This is a genomic window from Actinosynnema sp. NPDC037264 (assembly GCF_055603705.1).
The window spans coordinates 196,180-214,370 of the sequence record NZ_JBVJVK010000005.1; the positions used below are offsets into that span (position 1 = coordinate 196,180).

An 18,191-nucleotide genomic window follows, 5' to 3' on the forward strand; every position below is an offset into this window, starting at 1 on the left:
CGGTAGAGGACATGTTTCGTCGAGGAGGACTCAGATGGCGCTTCCGCCGCTCGTGGAGCCCGCAGCGGAGCTGACCAAGGAAGAAGTAGCGCGCTACAGCCGCCACCTGATCATCCCGGACGTCGGGGTCGACGGGCAGAAGCGGCTGAAGAACGCGAAGGTCCTGGTCGTCGGGGCGGGCGGCCTGGGCAGCCCGGCCCTGCTCTACCTCGCGGCGGCCGGTGTCGGCACGCTCGGCGTGGTCGACTTCGACGTCGTCGACGAGTCGAACCTCCAGCGTCAGGTCATCCACGGTCAGTCGGACGTCGGCAAGCCCAAGGCCGAGTCGGCCCGGGACTCGGTGGCCGAGATCAACCCGTTCGTGAAGGTGGTCCTGCACCAGACCCACCTGAACTCGGAGAACGCGCTCGACATCTTCCGCGACTACGACCTGATCCTGGACGGCACGGACAACTTCGCCACCCGGTACCTGGTCAACGACGCGGCCGTGCTGCTGGGCAAGCCGTACGTGTGGGGCTCGATCTTCCGGTTCGAGGGCCAGGTCAGCGTCTTCTGGGAGGACGCGCCGAACGGCCAGGGCCTGAACTACCGCGACCTCTACCCCGAGCCCCCGCCGCCCGGCATGGTGCCGTCGTGCGCCGAGGGCGGTGTGCTGGGCGTGCTGTGCGCGTCGATCGGCTCGGTCATGGTGACCGAGGCGATCAAGCTGCTGACGGGCATCGGCGACCCGCTGCTCGGCCGGCTCATGGTCTACGACGCCCTGGAGATGTCCTACCGGACCATCAAGATCCGCAAGGACCCGGAGAGCCCGAAGATCACCGAGCTGATCGACTACGAGGCGTTCTGCGGTGTCGTGTCCGACGACGCGCAGCAGGCCGCCGCGGGCAACACGATCACGCCGCTGGAGCTGAAGCAGAAGCAGGAGAGCGGCCAGGACTTCCTGCTGGTGGACGTCCGCGAGCCGCACGAGTACGAGATCGTGAAGATCCCGGGCTCGGTGCTGATCCCGAAGGACCGGATCCTGTCGGGCGAGGCGTTCGCGGAGCTGCCGCAGGACAAGCAGGTCGTGCTGCACTGCAAGTCGGGCGCCCGCTCGGCCGAGGCGCTGGCCGTGCTGCACCAGGCCGGGTTCAAGGACGCGGTGCACGTGGGCGGCGGCGTGCTCGCCTGGGCCCGCGAGGTCGACCCCTCCCTGCCGACCTACTGAACTGACGACCGACGCCGGGGCAGCCTCCTGAGGTTGCCCCGGCGTCGTGCGCTCACGGCTCGGTCACCTCGGCCAGGAACAGCAGCAGGCCCGTGCGCCGGTGGCGCACGGCCAGCAGGAACGGCCGGTCGAACCGCACCACCAAGGCCTCCTCGGGGTCGTGCCACCCCATGGCGGCGATCATCGTCGTGGCCGCGGCGCCCTCGACCCCGCGCTCGTCGAGCGTGAGCTTCGCCTGGTGCAGCACCTGCTCCACCAGCAGCCACGAGTCGAACAGCGGCCCCGCCCCGAGCGCGCGCAGCGGCTCCACGAGTTCCGTGGCCGCCTCCAGGGCCACCTTGGGCAGGTACAGGTCGACCTCGGTGAACCGGACCCCGGTGATCAGGTCGGCGAGCGCCTCCCCGTCGAGTTCGGCCGTCGCCAAAGGCTGGTCGGGCAGCAGGGCGACGACGTCCAACGCCTCCTCGCACGGGATCAGCACGGACTGCCAGCCGTGCCGCGCGGCGTGGCCGAACGTGCCGACCCGGCGCATCGTCGGCACCATCCGCTTGCCCGACGGCGTCCGGAACTTGCGGGGCCGCGTGTCGTCCTCGGGGAACTCCTCCACCCACGCGCCCTTCGCGTGCAGCGCGTTGACCAGGACGGCGAGGGCGCCGGGCGTGATCGCCCCGGGCGGAACGGCCTGCCGGACCAGGCCGCGGGTCAGCTCGCGCACCGCCTCGTTGATCACGACGTGCGCGTGCTCGTCCAGCACGAGCCGCCGCACGTCCGGGTGCTCCACCGCCGGCGCGGTCGGGTCGACCCAGATGGTGTCGGCCGAAGTCACGGCGGGCTCGTCGGCCGCGACGGCGAGCAGCTTCGCCGTCCGGTCGACGTCGGCGCGCAGCACGTCGGCCACGGCGGGCGCGGTGTCCTCGCCGGCCACGTCCGCGGCCCGGCACAGGGCCGCGGCCACGGAAAACGGCGACCAGCAGCGGTCGCCCTCGGGCAGCGCCCGGAGCAGGGCGAGCGCGAAAGCGGCGTGCGTGGCTTCGGTCACAGCGCAAATCCCCCCAATCGAGACCGCAATTATGCGGTTAGGCCGAATGCGTGGACACCACGTGTTCGAACGCCCGAGGTCCACCAACGGAAGGCCCGGTGCAGGTAGCGTGCCGGCCGTGACCACTCCGGAGCCGCCACCGTCGCACGTGCGCGCGGCGTTCGGCGCGCGCGACGCCGAGCCGGAGTTGATCGACGGCGGCCCGGTGTGGCGGTGCGGCGACGCGGCGATCCGGCCCGCGGGCAAGCCGGCCGAGGCCACCTGGGTGGCCAAGACCCTCGACGCGCTCGACGTCGACAACGTGCGCGTGGCCAGGCCGTTGCGCTCCACCGACGGCCGCTACGTGGTCGGCGGCTGGGCGGCGACCAAGTACCTCTCGGGCCGGGCCGAGCCGCGGCACGACGAGGTCGTGGACGTGGCCGTGAAGCTCCACCGGGCGACCGCCGAGCTGCCCAGGCCCCGGTTCCTGGACGCGCGGGTCGACCTGTTCGCCACCGCCGACCGCTGCGCGTGGGACGAGGAGAAGGCCGACCTCGACCCCGACCTCGGCGGGCGGCTGTTCGACCTGACCGCCGGCTACCGCAAGCCCGTCGCGCTCAAGCCGCAGGTGGTCCACGGCGACCTGTTCGGCAACGTGCTGTTCGCGGGCGACGCCGCCCCGGCGATCATCGACTTCGCCGCCTACTGGCGCCCTGCGCCCTACGGCGCGGCCGTGGTCGTGGTCGACGCGCTGTCCTGGGGTGGCGCGGATCACGGTCTGCTCCAGCGCTGGGCGCACCTGGACGAGTGGCCGCAAATCCTCCTGCGGGCGACCCTGTTCCGCCTCGCGGTCCACGCGCTGCACCCCCGTTCGAGCAGACAATCTCTCGTGGGACTGGAGCGGACGGCGGCGCTCGTCGTCGACCTGCTGTGAACTCACCCTCACCGCGCGATCCCTGAGCTGTGAAGTTCCCGTGGACGAAACATTCCACGTTCTGCCGTTAACAGCGGCTTCTTACCGTCGGGCTCGTGACCGCCTCCGCGAGCATCGACACGCACTGCCCGTACTGCGCGCTGCAGTGCGCGATGTCCATCGAGAACGGCAAGGTGTCGCCGCGGGAGTTCCCGACCAACCGAGGCGGGCTGTGCCAGAAGGGCTGGACGTCGGCCGAGCTGCTGACCTCGCCCCACCGGCTCACCACGCCGCTGGTCCGCCGGGACGGCGAGCTGCGGGAGGCCACCTGGGACGAGGCGCTGGACCTGGTCGCGGCCAAGCTCGCGGACCTCCGCGCGACCCACGGGCCGGACTCGGTCGGCGTGTTCGGCGGCGGCGGGCTGACCAACGAGAAGTCCTACCTGCTCGGCAAGTTCGCCCGGGTCGCGCTGGGCACCTCGCAGATCGACTACAACGGCCGGTTCTGCATGTCGAGCGCGGCGGCGGCGGGCCTGAAGGCGTTCGGGCTCGACCGGGGCATGCCGTTCCCGGTCACCGACCTCGACCGCGCGGACGCGATCCTGCTGGTCGGCGGCAACCCGGCGGAGACCATGCCGCCGTTCGTTCAGCACCTCAAGAACGCCGAGCTGATCGTCATCGACCCCCGGCGCACGCCCACCGCCGAGCTGGCCACCCTGCACCTGCAGCCCGCGCCCGGCACGGACCTCGCGCTGGCGCTCGGCCTGCTGCACACCGCCGTGGCCGACGGCTACCTGGACAAGGAGTACGTGGCCGAGCGCACCACCGGCTTCGACGACGCGTGGCGCATCGCGGCGACGTGGTGGCCGGAACGGGTCGAGCGGGTCACCGGCGTGCCGGTCGCCGACCAGCGGGCGGCGGTGCGGATCCTGGCCGAGGCGCACAACGCCTTCGTCCTCACCGGCCGCGGCACCGAGCAGCACGCCAGCGGCGCGGACACCGTGTCGGCGTGGATCAACCTGGCGCTGGCGCTGGGCCTGCCCGGCCGGAAGTACTCCGGCTACGGCTGCCTCACCGGCCAGGGCAACGGCCAGGGCGGGCGCGAGCACGGGCAGAAGGCCGACCAGCTGCCCGGCTACCGCAAGATCGACGACCCGGCGGCCCGCGCGCACGTCATGGACGTCTGGGGCGTGGACGACCTGCCCGGACCGGGCCGCTCGGCCTACGAGCTCCTCGACGCGCTCGGGCAGCCGAACGGCCCCAAGGCGCTGCTGGTGTTCGGCAGCAACGTGATCGTCTCCGCGCCGCGCTCGCAGCACGTCGCCGACCGGCTCAAGGCGCTGGACCTGCTGGTCGTGGCCGACCTGGTGCTGTCGGAGACGGCCGCGGTCGCCGACGTCGTACTGCCGGTCACGCAGTGGGCCGAGGAGAGCGGCACGATGACCAACCTCGAGGGCCGCGTCCTGCTGCGCCAGGTGGCCGTGGCGCCGCCGGAGGGCGTGCGCAGCGACCTGGACGTGCTGCGCGGCCTGGCGACCCGCCTCGGCCAGCCCGCCGAGCGGTTCCCGACCGAGCCCGAGGTGGTGTTCGAGGAGCTCCGGCAGGCGTCGAAGGGCGGCGCCGCCGACTACTCCGGCGTGACCTACGAGCGCCTGCGCCAGGGCGAGGCCCTGCACTGGCCCGTGGTCCGGGAGAGCACGCCGCGCAACTTCCTCGACCGCTTCGCGCACGCCGACGGCCTGGCCAGGTTCGTGCCCGTCGAGCACCGCGGACCCGCGGAGGTGCCCGACGCCGACTACCCGTTGCAGGCGACCACCGGCCGGGTGCTCCAGCACTACCAGTCCGGCGCGCAGACCCGGCTGGTGCCCGAGCTGAACGAGGCCGAGCCCGAGGCGTACGTGGAGGTCCACCCGGACACCGCGACCAGGGCGGGCCTGCGCGACGGCGGGATGGCGTCCGTCGTCTCGCGGCGCGGCCGGACCGTGGCGCGGGTGCGCTGCGTGGCGTCGATGCGGATCGACGTCGTGTTCCTGCCCTTCCACTACGCGGGCGAGGGCCGGGCCAACCTGCTGACCAACCCGGTGCTGGACCCGACCAGCCGGATGCCCGAGTTCAAGGTGTGCGCGGTCCGATTGGAGTCGCTATGAGGAACGTTGTCATCGTGGGCTACGGCATGGCCGGCGCCCGGCTGGCCGACGAGATCCGCCGCCGCGACCCGAAGGCGGAACGCGTCTCGGTGACCGTGCTGGGCGACGAGGCGCACCACGCGTACAACCGGGTGCTGCTGTCCAGCGTGGTCGCCGGGTCGCTGACGCCCGACGCGGTGCGGCTGCACGACGCCGACTGGGCCGCCAAGCACCACGTCGACCTGCGGCTCGGCGGCACGGTCAGCAAGATCGACCGGACCCGCCGGGTCGTGCACGTCGACGACACCGAGGTGCCCTACGACGCGTTGGTGCTGGCCACGGGCTCGCGGTCGTGGGTGCCGCCGACGCCCGGCCTGCTCGACGGCAACGGCGACCTCGCGTCCGGCGCGGTGGCGTTCCGCTCGCTGGACGACTGCGCCGAGATCGTGGCCAAGGCCTCGCCCGGCACGCCGGTCGCGGTGCTCGGCGGCGGCCTGCTCGGGCTGGAGGCCGCGCGCGGCCTGGCCGGCCGGGGCTGCCTGGTCACCGTGGTGCACCCCGTCAAGCACCTGATGGAACGGCAGCTCGACGCGGGCGCGGGTCGGGTGCTCGCCACCACGTTGAACGGCCTGGGCATCGAGTTCCGGCTCGGCGTGCTGGCCACCAGGTACGTGCCGGGCGACGGGCTGGAGCTCGACGACGGCACGCACGTGCCCGCGGACCTGGTCGTCGTCTCGGCGGGCGTGCGCGCGGAGACCTCGCTGGCCGAGGAAGCGGACATCGAGGTCGACCGGGGCATCCTCGTGGACGACGCGCTGCGCACCAGCGACCCCCGCGTGCACGCCATCGGTGACTGCGCCCAGCACGTCGGCACGGTGTCCGGCCTGGTGCAGCCCGCGTGGGAGCAGGCGGCCGTGCTCGCCGACCGGCTCACCGGCGTCGCGCCCGCCGCCCGCTACTCCGGCACCACCGTCGTGACCAGGCTCAAGGCCCGCGACGTCGACCTGGCCGCGTTGGGCGACGTGCACGTGAGCGTCGACTCGGTCGACGACGAGGTGCTGTGCTTCCAGGACCCGGCGCGTGGCCGGTACGCCAAGCTCGTGCTGCGCGACGACAAGGTCACCGGCGCGATCGTGCTCGGCGCGCCGGACGCGGCGGCGGCCATCACCCAGCTGTTCGACCGCGGCCTGCCCGCGCCGACCGACCGGCTCGCGCTGCTGCTGGGCCGCGCGCTGCCCGCCGAGAACGAGGCCAGCCCCGCCGACCTGCCCGCGTCCGCGGTGGTGTGCCGGTGCAACACGGTCAGCAAGGGCCAACTGGTCAGCGCCTGGCGCGGCGGCGCGACGACGTTGTCCTCGATCGCCGAGGTCACGCGGGCCAGCACGGGCTGTGGGGGCTGCAAGGACGCGGTGTGCGGGATCGTCGACTGGCTCGCGGCCTCACAGCCCCAATCCGCTTGATGTGCGCGGGAGTTGCCGCCGACGACACCTGTCCGAACGTCGGGGTAACGGACCGTTCTTACGGTTCCTGCAACGGGAAATCGGTGTCCAGGAGGGTCCAATGAGCACGGTGATGGAGACCAAGGGCGTTGCGCCTCAGGCCAAACGCGGTGGTCGGTGGATCGAGCACTGGGAGCCGGAGGACCCGTCGTTCTGGGAGACGACCGGCAAGAAGGTCGCCCGCAAGAACCTGGTCTTCTCGATCCTGGCGGAGAACCTGGGCTTCACGGTGTGGAGCCTGATGAGCATCGTGGTCGTGAGCCTGGGCTCCGTCGGCTTCAGCTTCAGCGTCGGCCAGACGTTCTGGCTGCTCATCGTGCCGAACCTGGTCGGCGCGGTGCTGCGCATCCCCTACACGTTCGCGGTGCCGAAGTTCGGCGGGCGGGCGTGGACCACGATCAGCGCCGGCCTGCTGCTGATCCCCACCACGATGCTGGCGATCGCGGTGAGCAACCCCGGCACGCCGTACTGGTTCTTCCTGCTCACGTCGGCCGCGATGGGCTTCGGCGGCGGCAACTTCTCGTCCTCGATGGCGAACATCTCGTTCTTCTACCCGGAGGGCAAGAAGGGCCTGGCGCTCGGGCTCAACGCGGCGGGCGGCAACCTCGGCGTGGCCATGGTGCAGCTCGTCGTGCCGATCATCATCTCCCTCGGCACCGGCATCAACCTGGCCTACGCGGCGCTGTTCTGGATGCCGTTCATCATCGTCGCCTCGGTGTGCGCGTGGTTCCTGATGGACAGCCTCACCCAGGCCAAGCCGGACGGCTCGTCGTACAAGAAGGCGATGTCGAACAAGCACACGTGGGTGATGTCGTTCCTGTACATCGGCACGTTCGGCTCGTTCATCGGCTTCTCGTTCGCGTTCCCGTCGCTGATCAAGCTGAGCTTCGTCGACTACAAGAGCTTCGTCGGCCTCGCCTTCCTCGGCGCCCTCATCGGCTCGGTGAGCAGGCCGTTCGGCGGGTGGCTCGCCGACCGGTTCGGCGGCGCGCGGATGACCATGGCGGTGTTCCTGGGCCTGGCCGCCGGCACCGTCAGCCTGCTGGTCAGCATCGAGATCCGCAGCTTCGCGCTGTTCTTCGGCTCGTTCATCGCCCTGTTCGTGCTGGCCGGCGTGGGCAACGGCTCGACCTACCGGATGATCCCGGCGATCTTCGCCGCGCAGACGGAGGACATGCGCTCGGCCAAGCGGCAGGCCGCGGCCGTGGTCGGCATCGCGGGCGCGATCGGCGCGTTCGGCGGCGTGCTGGTCAACCTGGTGTTCAAGTTCTCGCTCGAGGGCAGCAAGACGCTGGCGCCCGCGCTCACCGCGTTCCTGGTGTTCTACGGCCTCTGCATGGCCACCACCTGGTGGTTCTACATGCGGCGACGGGTGTTCGCGCGCGTGCCGAGCCTCGCCTACGCCGGCGTGTGACGCACACAACCCTCTGAAGTGCGGCGTGAGGCTGCTTTAACGCCTGCGCAACATTCGCGACCTTGGCACGACACGGTGCCCGGTGAGCATTGACCTGGGCGGAAGAAGGGATTGGTCCCATGACGCGAACGCTGGTGGTGGTCGGTCACGGCATGGTCGGTCACCGGCTCGTGGAGGCCCTCCGCGAGAAGGACGTGACCGGTCAGTGGCGGATCGTCGTGTTCGCCGAGGAGACCCGTCCGGCCTACGACCGGGTCGCGCTGTCGTCCTACGTGGACAACTGGGACGCCGGGTCGCTGAGCCTCGCGCCGCACGACGACGACGCGGTCGAGCTGCACCTGGACGACAAGGTGGTGCACCTCGACCGCGACAACAAGGTCGTGCGCACCGCCAAGGGCCGGGTGCAGCCCTACGACGCGCTGGTCCTGGCCACCGGCTCGGTGCCGTTCGTGCCGCCGGTGCCCGGCCGCGACCTGCCGGGGTGCCACGTCTACCGCACCATCGACGACCTGGACGGCATCCGCGCCACGGTCGAGTCGGCGCGCGCGGCGGGCCGGCACGCGGGCATGGTGCTCGGCGGCGGCCTGCTCGGCCTGGAGGCGGCGAACGCGCTGCGCGGCATGGGCATCTCGCCGCACGTGGTCGAGCTCGGCCCGCGGCTGATGCCGCTGCAGGTGGACGAGGGTGGCGGCGGCCTGCTCAAGCGCCTGGTCGAGAAGCTGGACCTGACCGTGCACACCGGCACGTCCGCGTCCTCCATCGAGCAGGACCGCGGGCGGCTCATCGCCAAGCTGTCCAACGGCGTCGAGCTGGACCTGGACGTCGTGGTGTTCTCCGCGGGCATCCGGCCGCGCGACGAGCTGGCCCGCTCGTTCGGCCTCACCGTCGGCGAGCGCGGCGGCATCGTCGTGGACAAGGCGTGCCGCACCTCCGACGAGCACATCTACGCCATCGGCGAGTGCGCCAACCTCGACGGCATGGTCTACGGCCTGGTCGCGCCGGGCTACTCCATGGCCGAGGTGGTCGCCGACCGCCTGCTCGGCGGCGCCGCGGAGTTCCCGGGCGCCGACATGTCCACCAAGCTCAAGCTCCTCGGCGTGGACGTGGCCTCGTTCGGCGACGCGCACGCCAAGGAGGAGGGCGCGCTGGAGGTCGTCGTCAACGACGCCGTGGCCGGCACCTACGCCAAGGTCGTGGTGTCCGACGACGCGAAGACCCTGCTCGGCGGCATCCTCGTCGGCGACGCGTCCAAGTACATGTCGCTGCGGCCGCTGGTCGGCAGGCCCGTGCCCGGCGACCCGGTCGCGCTGATCGGGCCGGAGGGCGGCGTCGAGCTGACCCTGCCGCACGACGCGCAGGTGTGCTCGTGCCACGCGGTCACCAAGCAGCAGATCGTGGACGTGGTCAACTCCGGCGAGGCCGTCGACGTGCCGGGCATCAAGTCCTGCACCAAGGCCGGCACCGGCTGCGGCTCGTGCGTGCCGATGCTGAAGAAGCTGCTCTCCGAGTGCGGCGTCGAGCAGTCCAAGGCGCTGTGCGAGCACTTCGACCAGTCCCGCGCCGAGCTGTTCGAGATCGTCCGCTCCACCGGCGTCACCACCTTCTCCGAGCTGGTCTCCCGGCACGGTCGCGGCCACGGCTGCGACATCTGCAAGCCCGCCGTCGCCTCGATCCTCGCGTCGCTGGACAACGGGCACGTGCTGGAGGGCGAGCAGGCCACGCTGCAGGACACCAACGACCGCTTCCTGGCCAACATGCAGCGCAACGGCACCTACTCGGTCGTGCCGCGCATCCCCGGCGGCGAGATCACGCCGGAGAAGCTGATCGTCATCGGCGAGGTCGCCCGCGACTTCGGCCTCTACACCAAGATCACCGGCGGGCAGCGGATCGACCTGTTCGGCGCGACCGTCGACCAGCTCCCGCTGATCTGGAAGCGCCTGGTGGACGCCGGTTTCGAGTCCGGGCACGCCTACGGCAAGGCGCTGCGCACGGTGAAGTCGTGCGTCGGCACCACGTGGTGCCGCTACGGCGTGCAGGACTCCGTGTCGCTGGCCATCGCGCTGGAGCTGCGCTACCGCGGCCTGCGGTCGCCGCACAAGCTCAAGTCCGCCGTGTCCGGCTGCGCGCGCGAGTGCGCCGAGGCGCGCGGCAAGGACTTCGGCATCATCGCGACCGAGAACGGCTGGAACCTCTACGTCGGCGGCAACGGCGGCTTCACCCCGCGCCACGCCGACCTGATCGCGTCCGATGTGGACACCGAGACCCTGATCAAGCTGATCGACCGGTTCCTGATGTTCTACATCCGGACCGCGGACCGGTTGCAGCGCACCTCGACGTGGATCGAGTCGCTGGAAGGCGGGCTTGACCACCTGCGCGACGTCATCGTCGACGACAGCCTCGGCATCTGCGCCGACCTGGAAGCCGCGATGGCCAAGCACGTGGACAACTACGCCGACGAGTGGCGCGGTGTGCTGGAGGACCCGGAGAAGCTGTCCCGCTTCACCTCGTTCGTCAACGCGCCCGGCACGCCCGACCCGACGATCACGTTCCGCGAGGAGCGCGGCCAGAAGGTGCCGGTCCTGTTGGGCGTTCCCACTGTCGGCCAGGCGGAGGTTTCCCGATGACACCCGTGTGCGAGTTGAGCGCCCTGCGCCCCGACCAGGGGGTGGCGGCGCTGCTGCCCGACGGTTCCCAGGTGGCGGTGTTCCTCACCTCGGCCGGGACCGTGCACGCGCTGGGCAACATCGACCCGTTCAGCGGCGCGGCCGTGATGTCGCGCGGCATCGTGGGCGACCGCGGCGGCGTGCCCGTCGTGGTGTCGCCGGTGTACAAGCAGGCGTTCGAGCTCTCCACCGGCAAGTGCCTGGACGACCCCTCGACCGGCGTGCCGGTGCACCCCGTGGTCGTGGCCGACGGCGTCATCCAGGTCGGGTCACCGTGAACGCCGCCCCGCTGGCCGGGTACACGGTCGGTGTGACCGCCGCCCGGCGGGCCGACGAGCTCGGCGCCCTGCTGGAGCGCAAGGGCGCGACCGTGCTGCACGGTCCCGCCATCCGGATCGTGCCGCTGCCCGACGACGCGGAGCTGCTGGCCGCGACCAGGGCCGTGGTGGAGGAACCGGTGGACGTCGTGGTGGCGACCACCGGCATCGGCTTCCGCGGCTGGGTGGAGGCCGCGGAGGGCTGGGGGCTCGGCGCGCGCCTGCTCTCGCGGCTGTCCGGGGCGCGGGTGCTGGCTCGGGGGCCGAAGGCGCGGGGAGCGGTGCGTGCCGCCGGGTTGGTGGAGACGTGGTCGCCGGAGGGCGAGAGCAACGCCGAGCTGCTCGACCACCTGCTGCGGGCCGGCGTGGCCGGTCAGCGCATCGCCGTGCAGCTGCACGGCGAGCCGTTGCCGGAGTTCACGTCGACCTTGCGCGCGGCGGGCGCCGTGGTCGTCGAGGTGCCCGTCTACCGCTGGACCGGCCCGTCCGACCCGGCGCCGCTGGAACGGCTGCTGGAGGCCGTGCTCGCCGGTCAGGTGGACGCGCTCACGTTCACCAGCGCGCCCGCCGCGGCCTCCGTGCTGCGCGTGGCGGAGGTGATGGGCAAGCAGGCCGAGCTGATCTCGTTGCTGCGCCGGGAGGTGCTGGTGGTGGGCGTCGGCTCGATCACCGCCGGGCCGCTCGTCGGCGCCGGCGTCCCGGTCGTGCAGCCGGCCCGGGCCCGGATCGGCGCGCTGGCCCGTGAGCTGGCGCTGGAACTGCCCGCCAGGGCGACGCGGCTGCGGATCGCGGCCCGTGACATCGAACTGCGCGGCCAGGCCGTGGTGGTGGACGGCGAACTGCGCCCCGTGCCGCCGGCGCCGATGGCGGTGCTGCGGGTGCTGGCCGCCGCGCGTGGCCGGGTGGTGTCCCGGCGCGACCTGCTGGCGGCGCTGCCCAGCGGCGGCGAGGAGCACGCCGTGGAGACCGCCATCGGTCGCCTGCGCTCGGCGCTGGGCGAGCCGCGCATGGTCGCCACCGTCGTGAAGCGCGGCTACCGCCTGGCCATGGACCCCGCCGGAGTGGCCGTATGACCCTGGTCCTCGTCGCGCACGGCACCCGGGACCCCGCCGGGGCCGTTGTCGTGGAAGAGATCGCGTCCCTGGTGCGGGCACGGCTGGGTGGCGTGCCCGTGCGGGTCGCCTACGCCGACGTGCGGCAGCCCGACGTCACCTCCGTGCTGGAGTCCGTCTCCGGCCCGGCCGTCGTGGTCCCCGCGTTCCTGGCCGCCGGCTACCACGTCCGGGTGGACATCCCGGCGCAGGTCGAGGCGTCCGGCCACCCCGACGCGGTGATCACGGACCCGATCGGCCCGGCCCTGCTGCCCGCGCTGCTGGCGCGGCTGACCGAGGCCGGGTGGACGCCGGGCGACTCGGTGGTGCTGGCGGCCGCGGGTTCGTCCGATCCCCGTGCCCTGGCCGACGTGCGGGCCGTGGCCACCGCGCTGTCCAGCCGGGTCGGCCCGGTGACCATCGGCTACGCCGCCACCGCCGAACCCCGCATCGGTGACGTGGTCGCCGCCGCGGCCGGGCGGGTGGCCGTCGCCTCGTGGCTGCTGGCCCCCGGCCTCTTCCACCGCGTCGTCGCCGACTCGGGCGCGGCCGTCGTGGCGGCGCCGATCGGCGCGCACCTGCGGGTGGTGGAAGCCGTCCTGCTGCGCTACTACGAGGCCCGCTGCTTCCAGGACGTCGCCTGACCGCGCGTGTCCGACGTCGCGGGCACCCGAGTCGAACGCTCGGGTGCCCGCGGCGTGCGACGACGGGCGCGGAATAGTTGAGGGTTCAACCAGGTTGACGCGGGTGAGACCGCCGAACCCGGGCGGTCACCGTCCGAGGAGGCAGTCATGCCCGCCGTCACCGCCGACACCCTGACCCTGCCGCGCCTGCCCCGGTTGCCCGAGGCCGCGACCGAGTGGCGCGGCGTGCGCCGGGTCGTGCGGGCGCGGCGGTTCCTCGAAGGCGAGGGCTTCCAGGTCCGCCGCCCCTTCCCGGGCGTGGAGCTCGCCGACGCGGACCCGTTCCTGCTCCTCGACCACATGGGCGCCGTCGAGTACGGCCCCGGCGAGGCGAAGGGCGCGCCCTGGCACCCGCACCGCGGCTTCGAGACCGTCACCTACATGATCGACGGCGTCTTCGAGCACCGGGACTCCACCGGTGGCGGCGGGGTGATCACCAACGGTGGCACGCAGTGGATGACCGCCGGTTCCGGCGTGCTGCACTCCGAGCTGCCGTCGCAGGAGCTGGTGGCCAGGGGCGGGCTGTTCCACGGCGTGCAGCTGTGGGTCAACCTGCCGAAGGCCGCCAAGTGGACCCCGCCCCGCTACCAGGACATCAACCCGGCCGACACCGTGCTGCTGTCCAGCGACGACGGCGGCGCGCTGGTCCGCGTGATCGCCGGCGACGTGGCGGGGCACCAGGGCCCCGGCATGACGCACACGCCGATCACCTACCTGCACGCCACGCTCAGCCCGCACGCCCACCTGACCCTGCCGTGGCCGGAGGACTTCACCGCGATGGTCTACGTCCTGTCCGGTCGCGGCACGGTCGGCGCCGACCACCGCCCGCTCGACGAGGGGCAGCTGGCCGTGTTCGAGGACGACGGCGCCGCGCTCACCATGCGGGCCGACACGACGTGGGACGTCCTGGTGCTGGGCGGGCTGCCGCTGCGCGAGCCGGTCGCGCGCTACGGGCCGTTCGTGATGAACACGCGGGCCGAGATCCTGCAAGCCGTCGAAGACTTCCAAGCCGGGCGACTGGGCGTCACGCACGTGCCGCACGTCACCGCGGCGGACGAGGAGCTGTCATGACCGACGTTCGCGAACTGCTGCGCAAGGGACGGATGTTCCGCGCGTCCGGCGACCCGAGCGGCGCGGCGCGCTACCTGGCCGAGGCGGCCGAGCACGTGCCGACCGACCGGACCGTGCTGACCGAACTCGCGCTGGCGCACTTCCAGTCCGCCGCGCTGGGCAAGGCCGAGCGGGTGCTGACCGCGTTGGTCGACCTCGACCCGTCCGACGGCTACGCGCGCCTGCTGCTCGGCCGCACGCTCAGCCGCCAGAGCAGGCACGCCGAGGCGCTGCCGCAGCTGCGCCTGGCCGCCGCGATCACCCGGGACCCCGAGGTGGAGTCCGAGGTGGCCCGGGTCGAGGCGCGGGTCAGAACAGGGCCGGAGGCTCGTCCGCCTTCTCCTTGACCGCGTCCTCCCAGCGGTACGTGCGCAGGTCGACCTTGCCGCCGTCGACCACCACGCCCTCCTCGCGCAGCAGTTGCAGCTGCTCGTCGGCGATGTGGGGCGCGCACGTGCCGTTGGCGCGCAGCACCCGGTGCCACGGCAGGTCGTGCCCGTCCTGGTTGAGCACCTGCCCGACCAGGCGGGGCGACGGCGCGCGGGCGATGTCGGCGACGTCGCCGTACGTCGCCACCCGGCCGCGCGGGATCCTGCGCACGACCGCGCGGACCATCTCGTGCAACTCTTCGTCCACCCACACAGCTTTCCACGCACCCCCTCACACCCCACGCATCCCCTGGCACACCCCGCCCCCCCGCGCACACCCCGCCCCCCCGCGCACACCCGCGCACACCCCCCCACCCCTCGCACACACCCCCTCGCGCACACTGCGAGGTCGCGTCGATCGTTCGCGTCCTCATTCCCGGCGATCACGCTTTCGATCGTCGGGAATCAGGGCGCGAACGGTCGACTTCCAGGCGACCTCGACCGCGACGCCGGAGGCGGCGCAATCCAACACTGTGATTGCATGACCCCCGTGGCAGTGAACAGGGCGCCGTTGCTGGTGCGCCGGGTGCGGCAGGAGGAGCCCCGGCGCCACTGGGACGCGCCCGCACGCGCCGTGCTCGACCACTCCGGCGGGCCGTTGCGGGTGCTCGGCGGCCCCGGCACGGGCAAGACGACGTTGCTGGCCGAGGTGGTGGCGCACCGGGTGCTGCACGGCGGCGTGCACCCGGAGAACGTGCTCGTCCTCACCCCCAACCGGCGCGCGGCCGAGGCGATGCGCGCCCACATCACCCGCCTGCTGACCGGCGCCCGCGCCGACGGCGTCCTGCCGACCACGCAGGAACCGCTGGTGCGGACCGTGCACTCGTACGCCTTCGCGGTGCTGCGCGCGCAAGCCGTCCACCAAGGCGAACCCGCGCCCCGCCTGCTGTCCGGCCCCGAGCAGGACGCGGTGGTGCGCGAACTGCTCGCCGGCGACGTGAGCATGGGCGCCCCGAAGTGGCCGGAACGCCTCCGGCCCGCCCTCGCGCTGCCCGCGTTCGCGCACGAGCTGCGCGACCTGATGCTGCGCGCCACCGAACGCGGCTTCGCGCCGGAGGACCTCACCGAGCTCGGCCGCCGGCACTCCCGCGAGGAGTGGGTCGCGGCCGGCCTGTTCGCCACCCAGTACGAGCAGGTCAACCTGCTGGCCAGCAGCGGGCAGGGCCACGCGCCCTCGTTCGACGCGGCGGAGCTGGTCGGCAGCGCGCTGCTCGCCTTCCAGACCGAACCGGACGTGCTCGCGGGCGAGCAGCGGCGGGTGAGGCACCTGCTGGTCGACGACGCGCAGCACCTCGACCCGTTGCAGCACGAGTTCATCCGCGTGCTGGGCGCGGCCGCGCAGGAGTTCGTCCTCGCGGGCGACCCCGACCAGGCCGTGTTCTCCTTCCGCGGCGCCGATCCGACCCTGCTGTCGCAGGCGGGCGGCCCGGCGGTGGTGCTCACCACGGGTTACCGGATGGCGCCGGAGATCAGGGCCGCGGTGGGCAGGCTCGCCGGCCGCCTGCCCGGCGCGTCGCCGACCCGCGAGGTCTCGCCGGCCGACGGCACGGGCAACGTCCAGGTCCGCCTGTTCGCCTCCGCCGCGCAGGAGGCGGGCTGGGTGGCAGACCAGCTGCGCCGGGCCCACCTGATCGACGAGGTCCCGTGGTCGCACATGGCCGTGGTGGCCCGGTCGGCGACCAGATCGCTGCCGGTCCTGCAACGCGCCCTGCTCGCGGCCGGCGTCCCGGTGGCCGTGCCGCGCGACGAGCTGCCGCTGGCGCGCCAACCGGCGGTGATGCCGTTCCTGGCGCTGCTGCGCTGCGCGGCCGTGCCCGGCACCCTCGACGAGGACACCGCCGCGATGCTCCTGTCGTCACCGCTGGGCGGCGCGGACCCGTTGGCGCTGCGGCGGTTGCGGCGCGGCCTGCGCCGGCTGGAACTGGCCGCGGGCCGTGACCGGCCGAGCGGCGAGCTGCTGGTCGAGGTGATCGAGTCGGACGACCGCCTGGCCGCGCTGGAGGACGCCGAGGCGCAGCCGGCGCGCCGCATCGGCGGGCTGCTGCGCAAGGCGCGCAAGGGGATCGCGGACGGCCTGACCGTCGAGCAGGTGCTGTGGGAGCTGTGGCAGAGCACCGGCCTGGAGCTGCGCTGGGTGGCGCAGTCCGCGCGGCACGGCACCGTCGGCATGCAGGCCGACCGGGACCTGGACGCGATCGTGGCGCTGTTCGAGGCCGCGGCGAAGTACGTGGACCGGCTGCCCGGCTCGGGCGCCGAGGGCTTCGCGGACTACCTGGCCGCGCAGGAGATCGTCGGCGACACGCTGGCCGCCGCCGCGCCCACCGGCGAAGCGGTGTCGGTGCTGACCGCGCACGCCGCCGCCGGTCGCGAGTGGACGGTCGTGGCGGTGCCGGGCGTGCAGGAGGGCAGCTGGCCCGACCTGCGGCTGCGCGGGTCCCTGCTGGGCGTGGAACGCATGGTCGACGTGGTCGCGGGCGTGTCGGCGGAGACGGCGTCCGCGGTCGCGCCGATCCTGGCCGAGGAACGGCGGCTGCTGCTCGTCGCGGCGAGCCGGGCCCGGCGGACGTTGCTGGTCAGCGCGGTGCGCGGGGAGGACGAGCAGCCGTCGCGGTTCCTGGACGAGATCGAGGAGCTGTCCACCGAGGAGCCGGAGCGGCCGACGTTCACCCCCGAGCGCGGGCTGGTGCTGGCCGAGCTGGTCGGCGAGCTGCGGCGGGTCGTGTGCTCCGACGACGAGCCGGCCGACCGCCGGGAGCGCGCGGCCGTCCAGTTGGCCCGGTTGGCGGCGGAAGGCGTGCCGGGCGCGCACCCGGACTCCTGGTACGGCTTGGCGGACGTCACCACGGAGAGTCCTCTGTGGACCGAGGAGCACACGGTGAGCGTGTCGCCGTCCACGGTGGAGACGCTGGCGAAGTGCCCGCTGCGCTGGGTCGTCGAGCGGCACGGCGGCCAGGACCCGGCCGAGCTGGCGTCGATCACCGGCACGCTCGTGCACGCGCTGGCGCAGGCCGCCGCGACCGGCGCGGACGAGAAGGAGCTGCGGGTCAAGCTGGACGAGGCGTGGGCCGCGGTCGACGCGGGCGCGCCCTGGTTCTCCCGCCGCGAGCGGATCCGGGTGGAGCGGATGCTCGACACGTTCCTGGCGTGGCTCGCGTCCAGCCGCTCCCAGCTCACCCAGGTCGCGGTCGAGGAGGAGATCTCCGTCGAGATACCCCGACCCGACGACGGCCCGAAGCTGCGCGTGCGCGGCCGGGTGGACCGGCTGGAGACCGACCGGGACGGGCGGCCGGTCGTGGTGGACGTGAAGACCGGCAAGTCCCCGGTGAGCAAGGACAAGGCGCAGGAGCACCCGCAGCTCGCGGTCTACCAGCTGGCGACGGCGCTGGGCGGCTTCACGCACCTGGGCCTCGGCACCGACCCGGGCGGCGCGCGCCTGCTCTACGTGGCCAAGGAGGACCGCAAGACCGGCGCGGTCGAGCGCGAGCAGGTGCCGCTGGACGAGCAGGGCGTGCGGGTGTGGCTGGAGGCCGTGCAGTTGGCCGCCGGGTCCAGCGTCGGGCCGTCCTACCAGGCGACGGAGAACGCGGACTGTGATCGCTGCCCGGCCCGCACCACCTGCCCGGTGCACGCGTCCGGTCGTCAGGTGAGCCACTAGGGCGGTCCTGACCAGCCATTTCGGTCCCGCCCTGCGGGTCGCCGAAGCCGGCCGGGCCCGACCACGG

Annotated in this window: 14 protein-coding genes; 12 read left to right on the forward strand and 2 right to left on the reverse strand. The window is 73.0% G+C overall.

Annotation, left to right across the window (positions count from 1 at the left end):
• Nucleotides 1-34: 34 nt before the first annotated feature.
• On the forward strand, nt 35-1,207 hold the full coding sequence (gene moeZ / locus ACZ7GX_RS08910; RefSeq protein WP_230567243.1) for an adenylyltransferase/sulfurtransferase MoeZ: 1,173 nt from the start codon (nt 35-37) through the stop codon (nt 1,205-1,207).
• Nucleotides 1,208-1,259: 52 nt separating this feature from the next.
• Here the strand turns inward: moeZ and ACZ7GX_RS08915 are convergent, their stop codons facing one another.
• A complete protein-coding gene (locus ACZ7GX_RS08915) occupies nt 1,260-2,246 on the reverse strand; it encodes a serpin family protein (RefSeq protein WP_498774450.1) in 987 nt (328 codons plus the stop codon).
• Between the two features lie 118 nt (nt 2,247-2,364).
• On the opposite strand from ACZ7GX_RS08915, the gene ACZ7GX_RS08920 reads away from it, so the two are divergent.
• From ACZ7GX_RS08920 to ACZ7GX_RS08965, 10 genes are all read left to right on the forward strand, one after another.
• Entirely contained in the window at nt 2,365-3,159 is a 795-nt protein-coding gene (locus tag ACZ7GX_RS08920) for a TIGR02569 family protein (protein ID WP_498774452.1), read from the forward strand.
• A 152-nt stretch (nt 3,160-3,311) separates the two neighbouring features.
• Complete coding sequence (locus ACZ7GX_RS08925; protein WP_498774650.1) at nt 3,312-5,285, forward strand: molybdopterin oxidoreductase family protein; 1,974 nt, start codon at nt 3,312-3,314, stop codon at nt 5,283-5,285.
• Nucleotides 5,282-6,724 carry an FAD-dependent oxidoreductase gene (locus tag ACZ7GX_RS08930; RefSeq protein WP_498774454.1) on the forward strand — a complete coding sequence of 481 codons (1,443 nt, stop codon included), beginning with the start codon at nt 5,282-5,284 and terminating at the stop codon, nt 6,722-6,724. The genes ACZ7GX_RS08925 and ACZ7GX_RS08930 overlap by 4 nt, the downstream gene beginning before the upstream one ends.
• Before the next feature lie 100 nt (nt 6,725-6,824).
• Nucleotides 6,825-8,177, forward strand: coding sequence for an MFS transporter (locus ACZ7GX_RS08935; protein ID WP_498774456.1), 1,353 nt, complete (start codon nt 6,825-6,827; stop codon nt 8,175-8,177).
• 119 nt (nt 8,178-8,296) lie between these two features.
• Complete coding sequence (gene nirB / locus ACZ7GX_RS08940) at nt 8,297-10,801, forward strand: nitrite reductase large subunit NirB (RefSeq protein WP_498774458.1); 2,505 nt, start codon at nt 8,297-8,299, stop codon at nt 10,799-10,801.
• Nucleotides 10,798-11,118, forward strand: a complete 321-nt coding sequence (gene nirD, locus ACZ7GX_RS08945) for a nitrite reductase small subunit NirD (RefSeq protein ID WP_498774460.1) — start codon at nt 10,798-10,800, stop codon at nt 11,116-11,118. The genes nirB and nirD overlap by 4 nt, the downstream gene beginning before the upstream one ends.
• Nucleotides 11,115-12,230 (forward strand): uroporphyrinogen-III synthase, encoded by a 1,116-nt coding sequence (locus tag ACZ7GX_RS08950; protein WP_498774462.1) that lies wholly within the window; start codon nt 11,115-11,117, stop codon nt 12,228-12,230. Before nirD ends, ACZ7GX_RS08950 begins: the two co-directional genes overlap by 4 nt.
• Nucleotides 12,227-12,892 carry a sirohydrochlorin chelatase gene (locus tag ACZ7GX_RS08955; RefSeq protein WP_498774464.1) on the forward strand — a complete coding sequence of 222 codons (666 nt, stop codon included), beginning with the start codon at nt 12,227-12,229 and terminating at the stop codon, nt 12,890-12,892. The genes ACZ7GX_RS08950 and ACZ7GX_RS08955 overlap by 4 nt, the downstream gene beginning before the upstream one ends.
• Nucleotides 12,893-13,039: 147 nt before the next feature.
• Nucleotides 13,040-14,002, forward strand: coding sequence for a pirin family protein (locus ACZ7GX_RS08960; RefSeq protein WP_498774466.1), 963 nt, complete (start codon nt 13,040-13,042; stop codon nt 14,000-14,002).
• Nucleotides 13,999-14,388, forward strand: coding sequence for a tetratricopeptide repeat protein (locus ACZ7GX_RS08965; RefSeq protein ID WP_498774468.1), 390 nt, complete (start codon nt 13,999-14,001; stop codon nt 14,386-14,388). The genes ACZ7GX_RS08960 and ACZ7GX_RS08965 overlap by 4 nt, the downstream gene beginning before the upstream one ends.
• Here ACZ7GX_RS08965 and ACZ7GX_RS08970 read toward each other — a convergent pair.
• Nucleotides 14,351-14,677 (reverse strand): MGMT family protein, encoded by a 327-nt coding sequence (locus ACZ7GX_RS08970; protein ID WP_498774470.1) that lies wholly within the window; start codon nt 14,675-14,677, stop codon nt 14,351-14,353. The two genes, ACZ7GX_RS08965 and ACZ7GX_RS08970, sit on opposite strands and share 38 nt — an antisense overlap.
• Nucleotides 14,678-14,950: 273 nt before the next feature.
• On the opposite strand from ACZ7GX_RS08970, the gene ACZ7GX_RS08975 reads away from it, so the two are divergent.
• Entirely contained in the window at nt 14,951-18,124 is a 3,174-nt protein-coding gene (locus ACZ7GX_RS08975; RefSeq protein WP_498774471.1) for an ATP-dependent helicase, read from the forward strand.
• The last annotated feature ends 67 nt before the right edge of the window (nt 18,125-18,191 follow it).

What these genes read in the sequence shown, in the direction of transcription:
- moeZ (WP_230567243.1), top strand. Translation starts at nt 35, where the DNA reads ATGGCGCTTCCGCCGCTCGTGGAGCCCGCAGCGGAGCTGACCAAGGAA.
- ACZ7GX_RS08925 (WP_498774650.1), top strand. Translation starts at nt 3,312, where the DNA reads ATGTCCATCGAGAACGGCAAGGTGTCGCCGCGGGAGTTCCCGACCAAC.
- ACZ7GX_RS08930 (WP_498774454.1), top strand. Translation starts at nt 5,282, where the DNA reads ATGAGGAACGTTGTCATCGTGGGCTACGGCATGGCCGGCGCCCGGCTG.
- ACZ7GX_RS08935 (WP_498774456.1), top strand. Translation starts at nt 6,825, where the DNA reads ATGAGCACGGTGATGGAGACCAAGGGCGTTGCGCCTCAGGCCAAACGC.
- nirB (WP_498774458.1), top strand. Translation starts at nt 8,297, where the DNA reads ATGACGCGAACGCTGGTGGTGGTCGGTCACGGCATGGTCGGTCACCGG.
- nirD (WP_498774460.1), top strand. Translation starts at nt 10,798, where the DNA reads ATGACACCCGTGTGCGAGTTGAGCGCCCTGCGCCCCGACCAGGGGGTG.
- ACZ7GX_RS08955 (WP_498774464.1), top strand. Translation starts at nt 12,227, where the DNA reads ATGACCCTGGTCCTCGTCGCGCACGGCACCCGGGACCCCGCCGGGGCC.
- ACZ7GX_RS08960 (WP_498774466.1), top strand. Translation starts at nt 13,040, where the DNA reads ATGCCCGCCGTCACCGCCGACACCCTGACCCTGCCGCGCCTGCCCCGG.
- ACZ7GX_RS08965 (WP_498774468.1), top strand. Translation starts at nt 13,999, where the DNA reads ATGACCGACGTTCGCGAACTGCTGCGCAAGGGACGGATGTTCCGCGCG.
- ACZ7GX_RS08975 (WP_498774471.1), top strand. Translation starts at nt 14,951, where the DNA reads ATGACCCCCGTGGCAGTGAACAGGGCGCCGTTGCTGGTGCGCCGGGTG.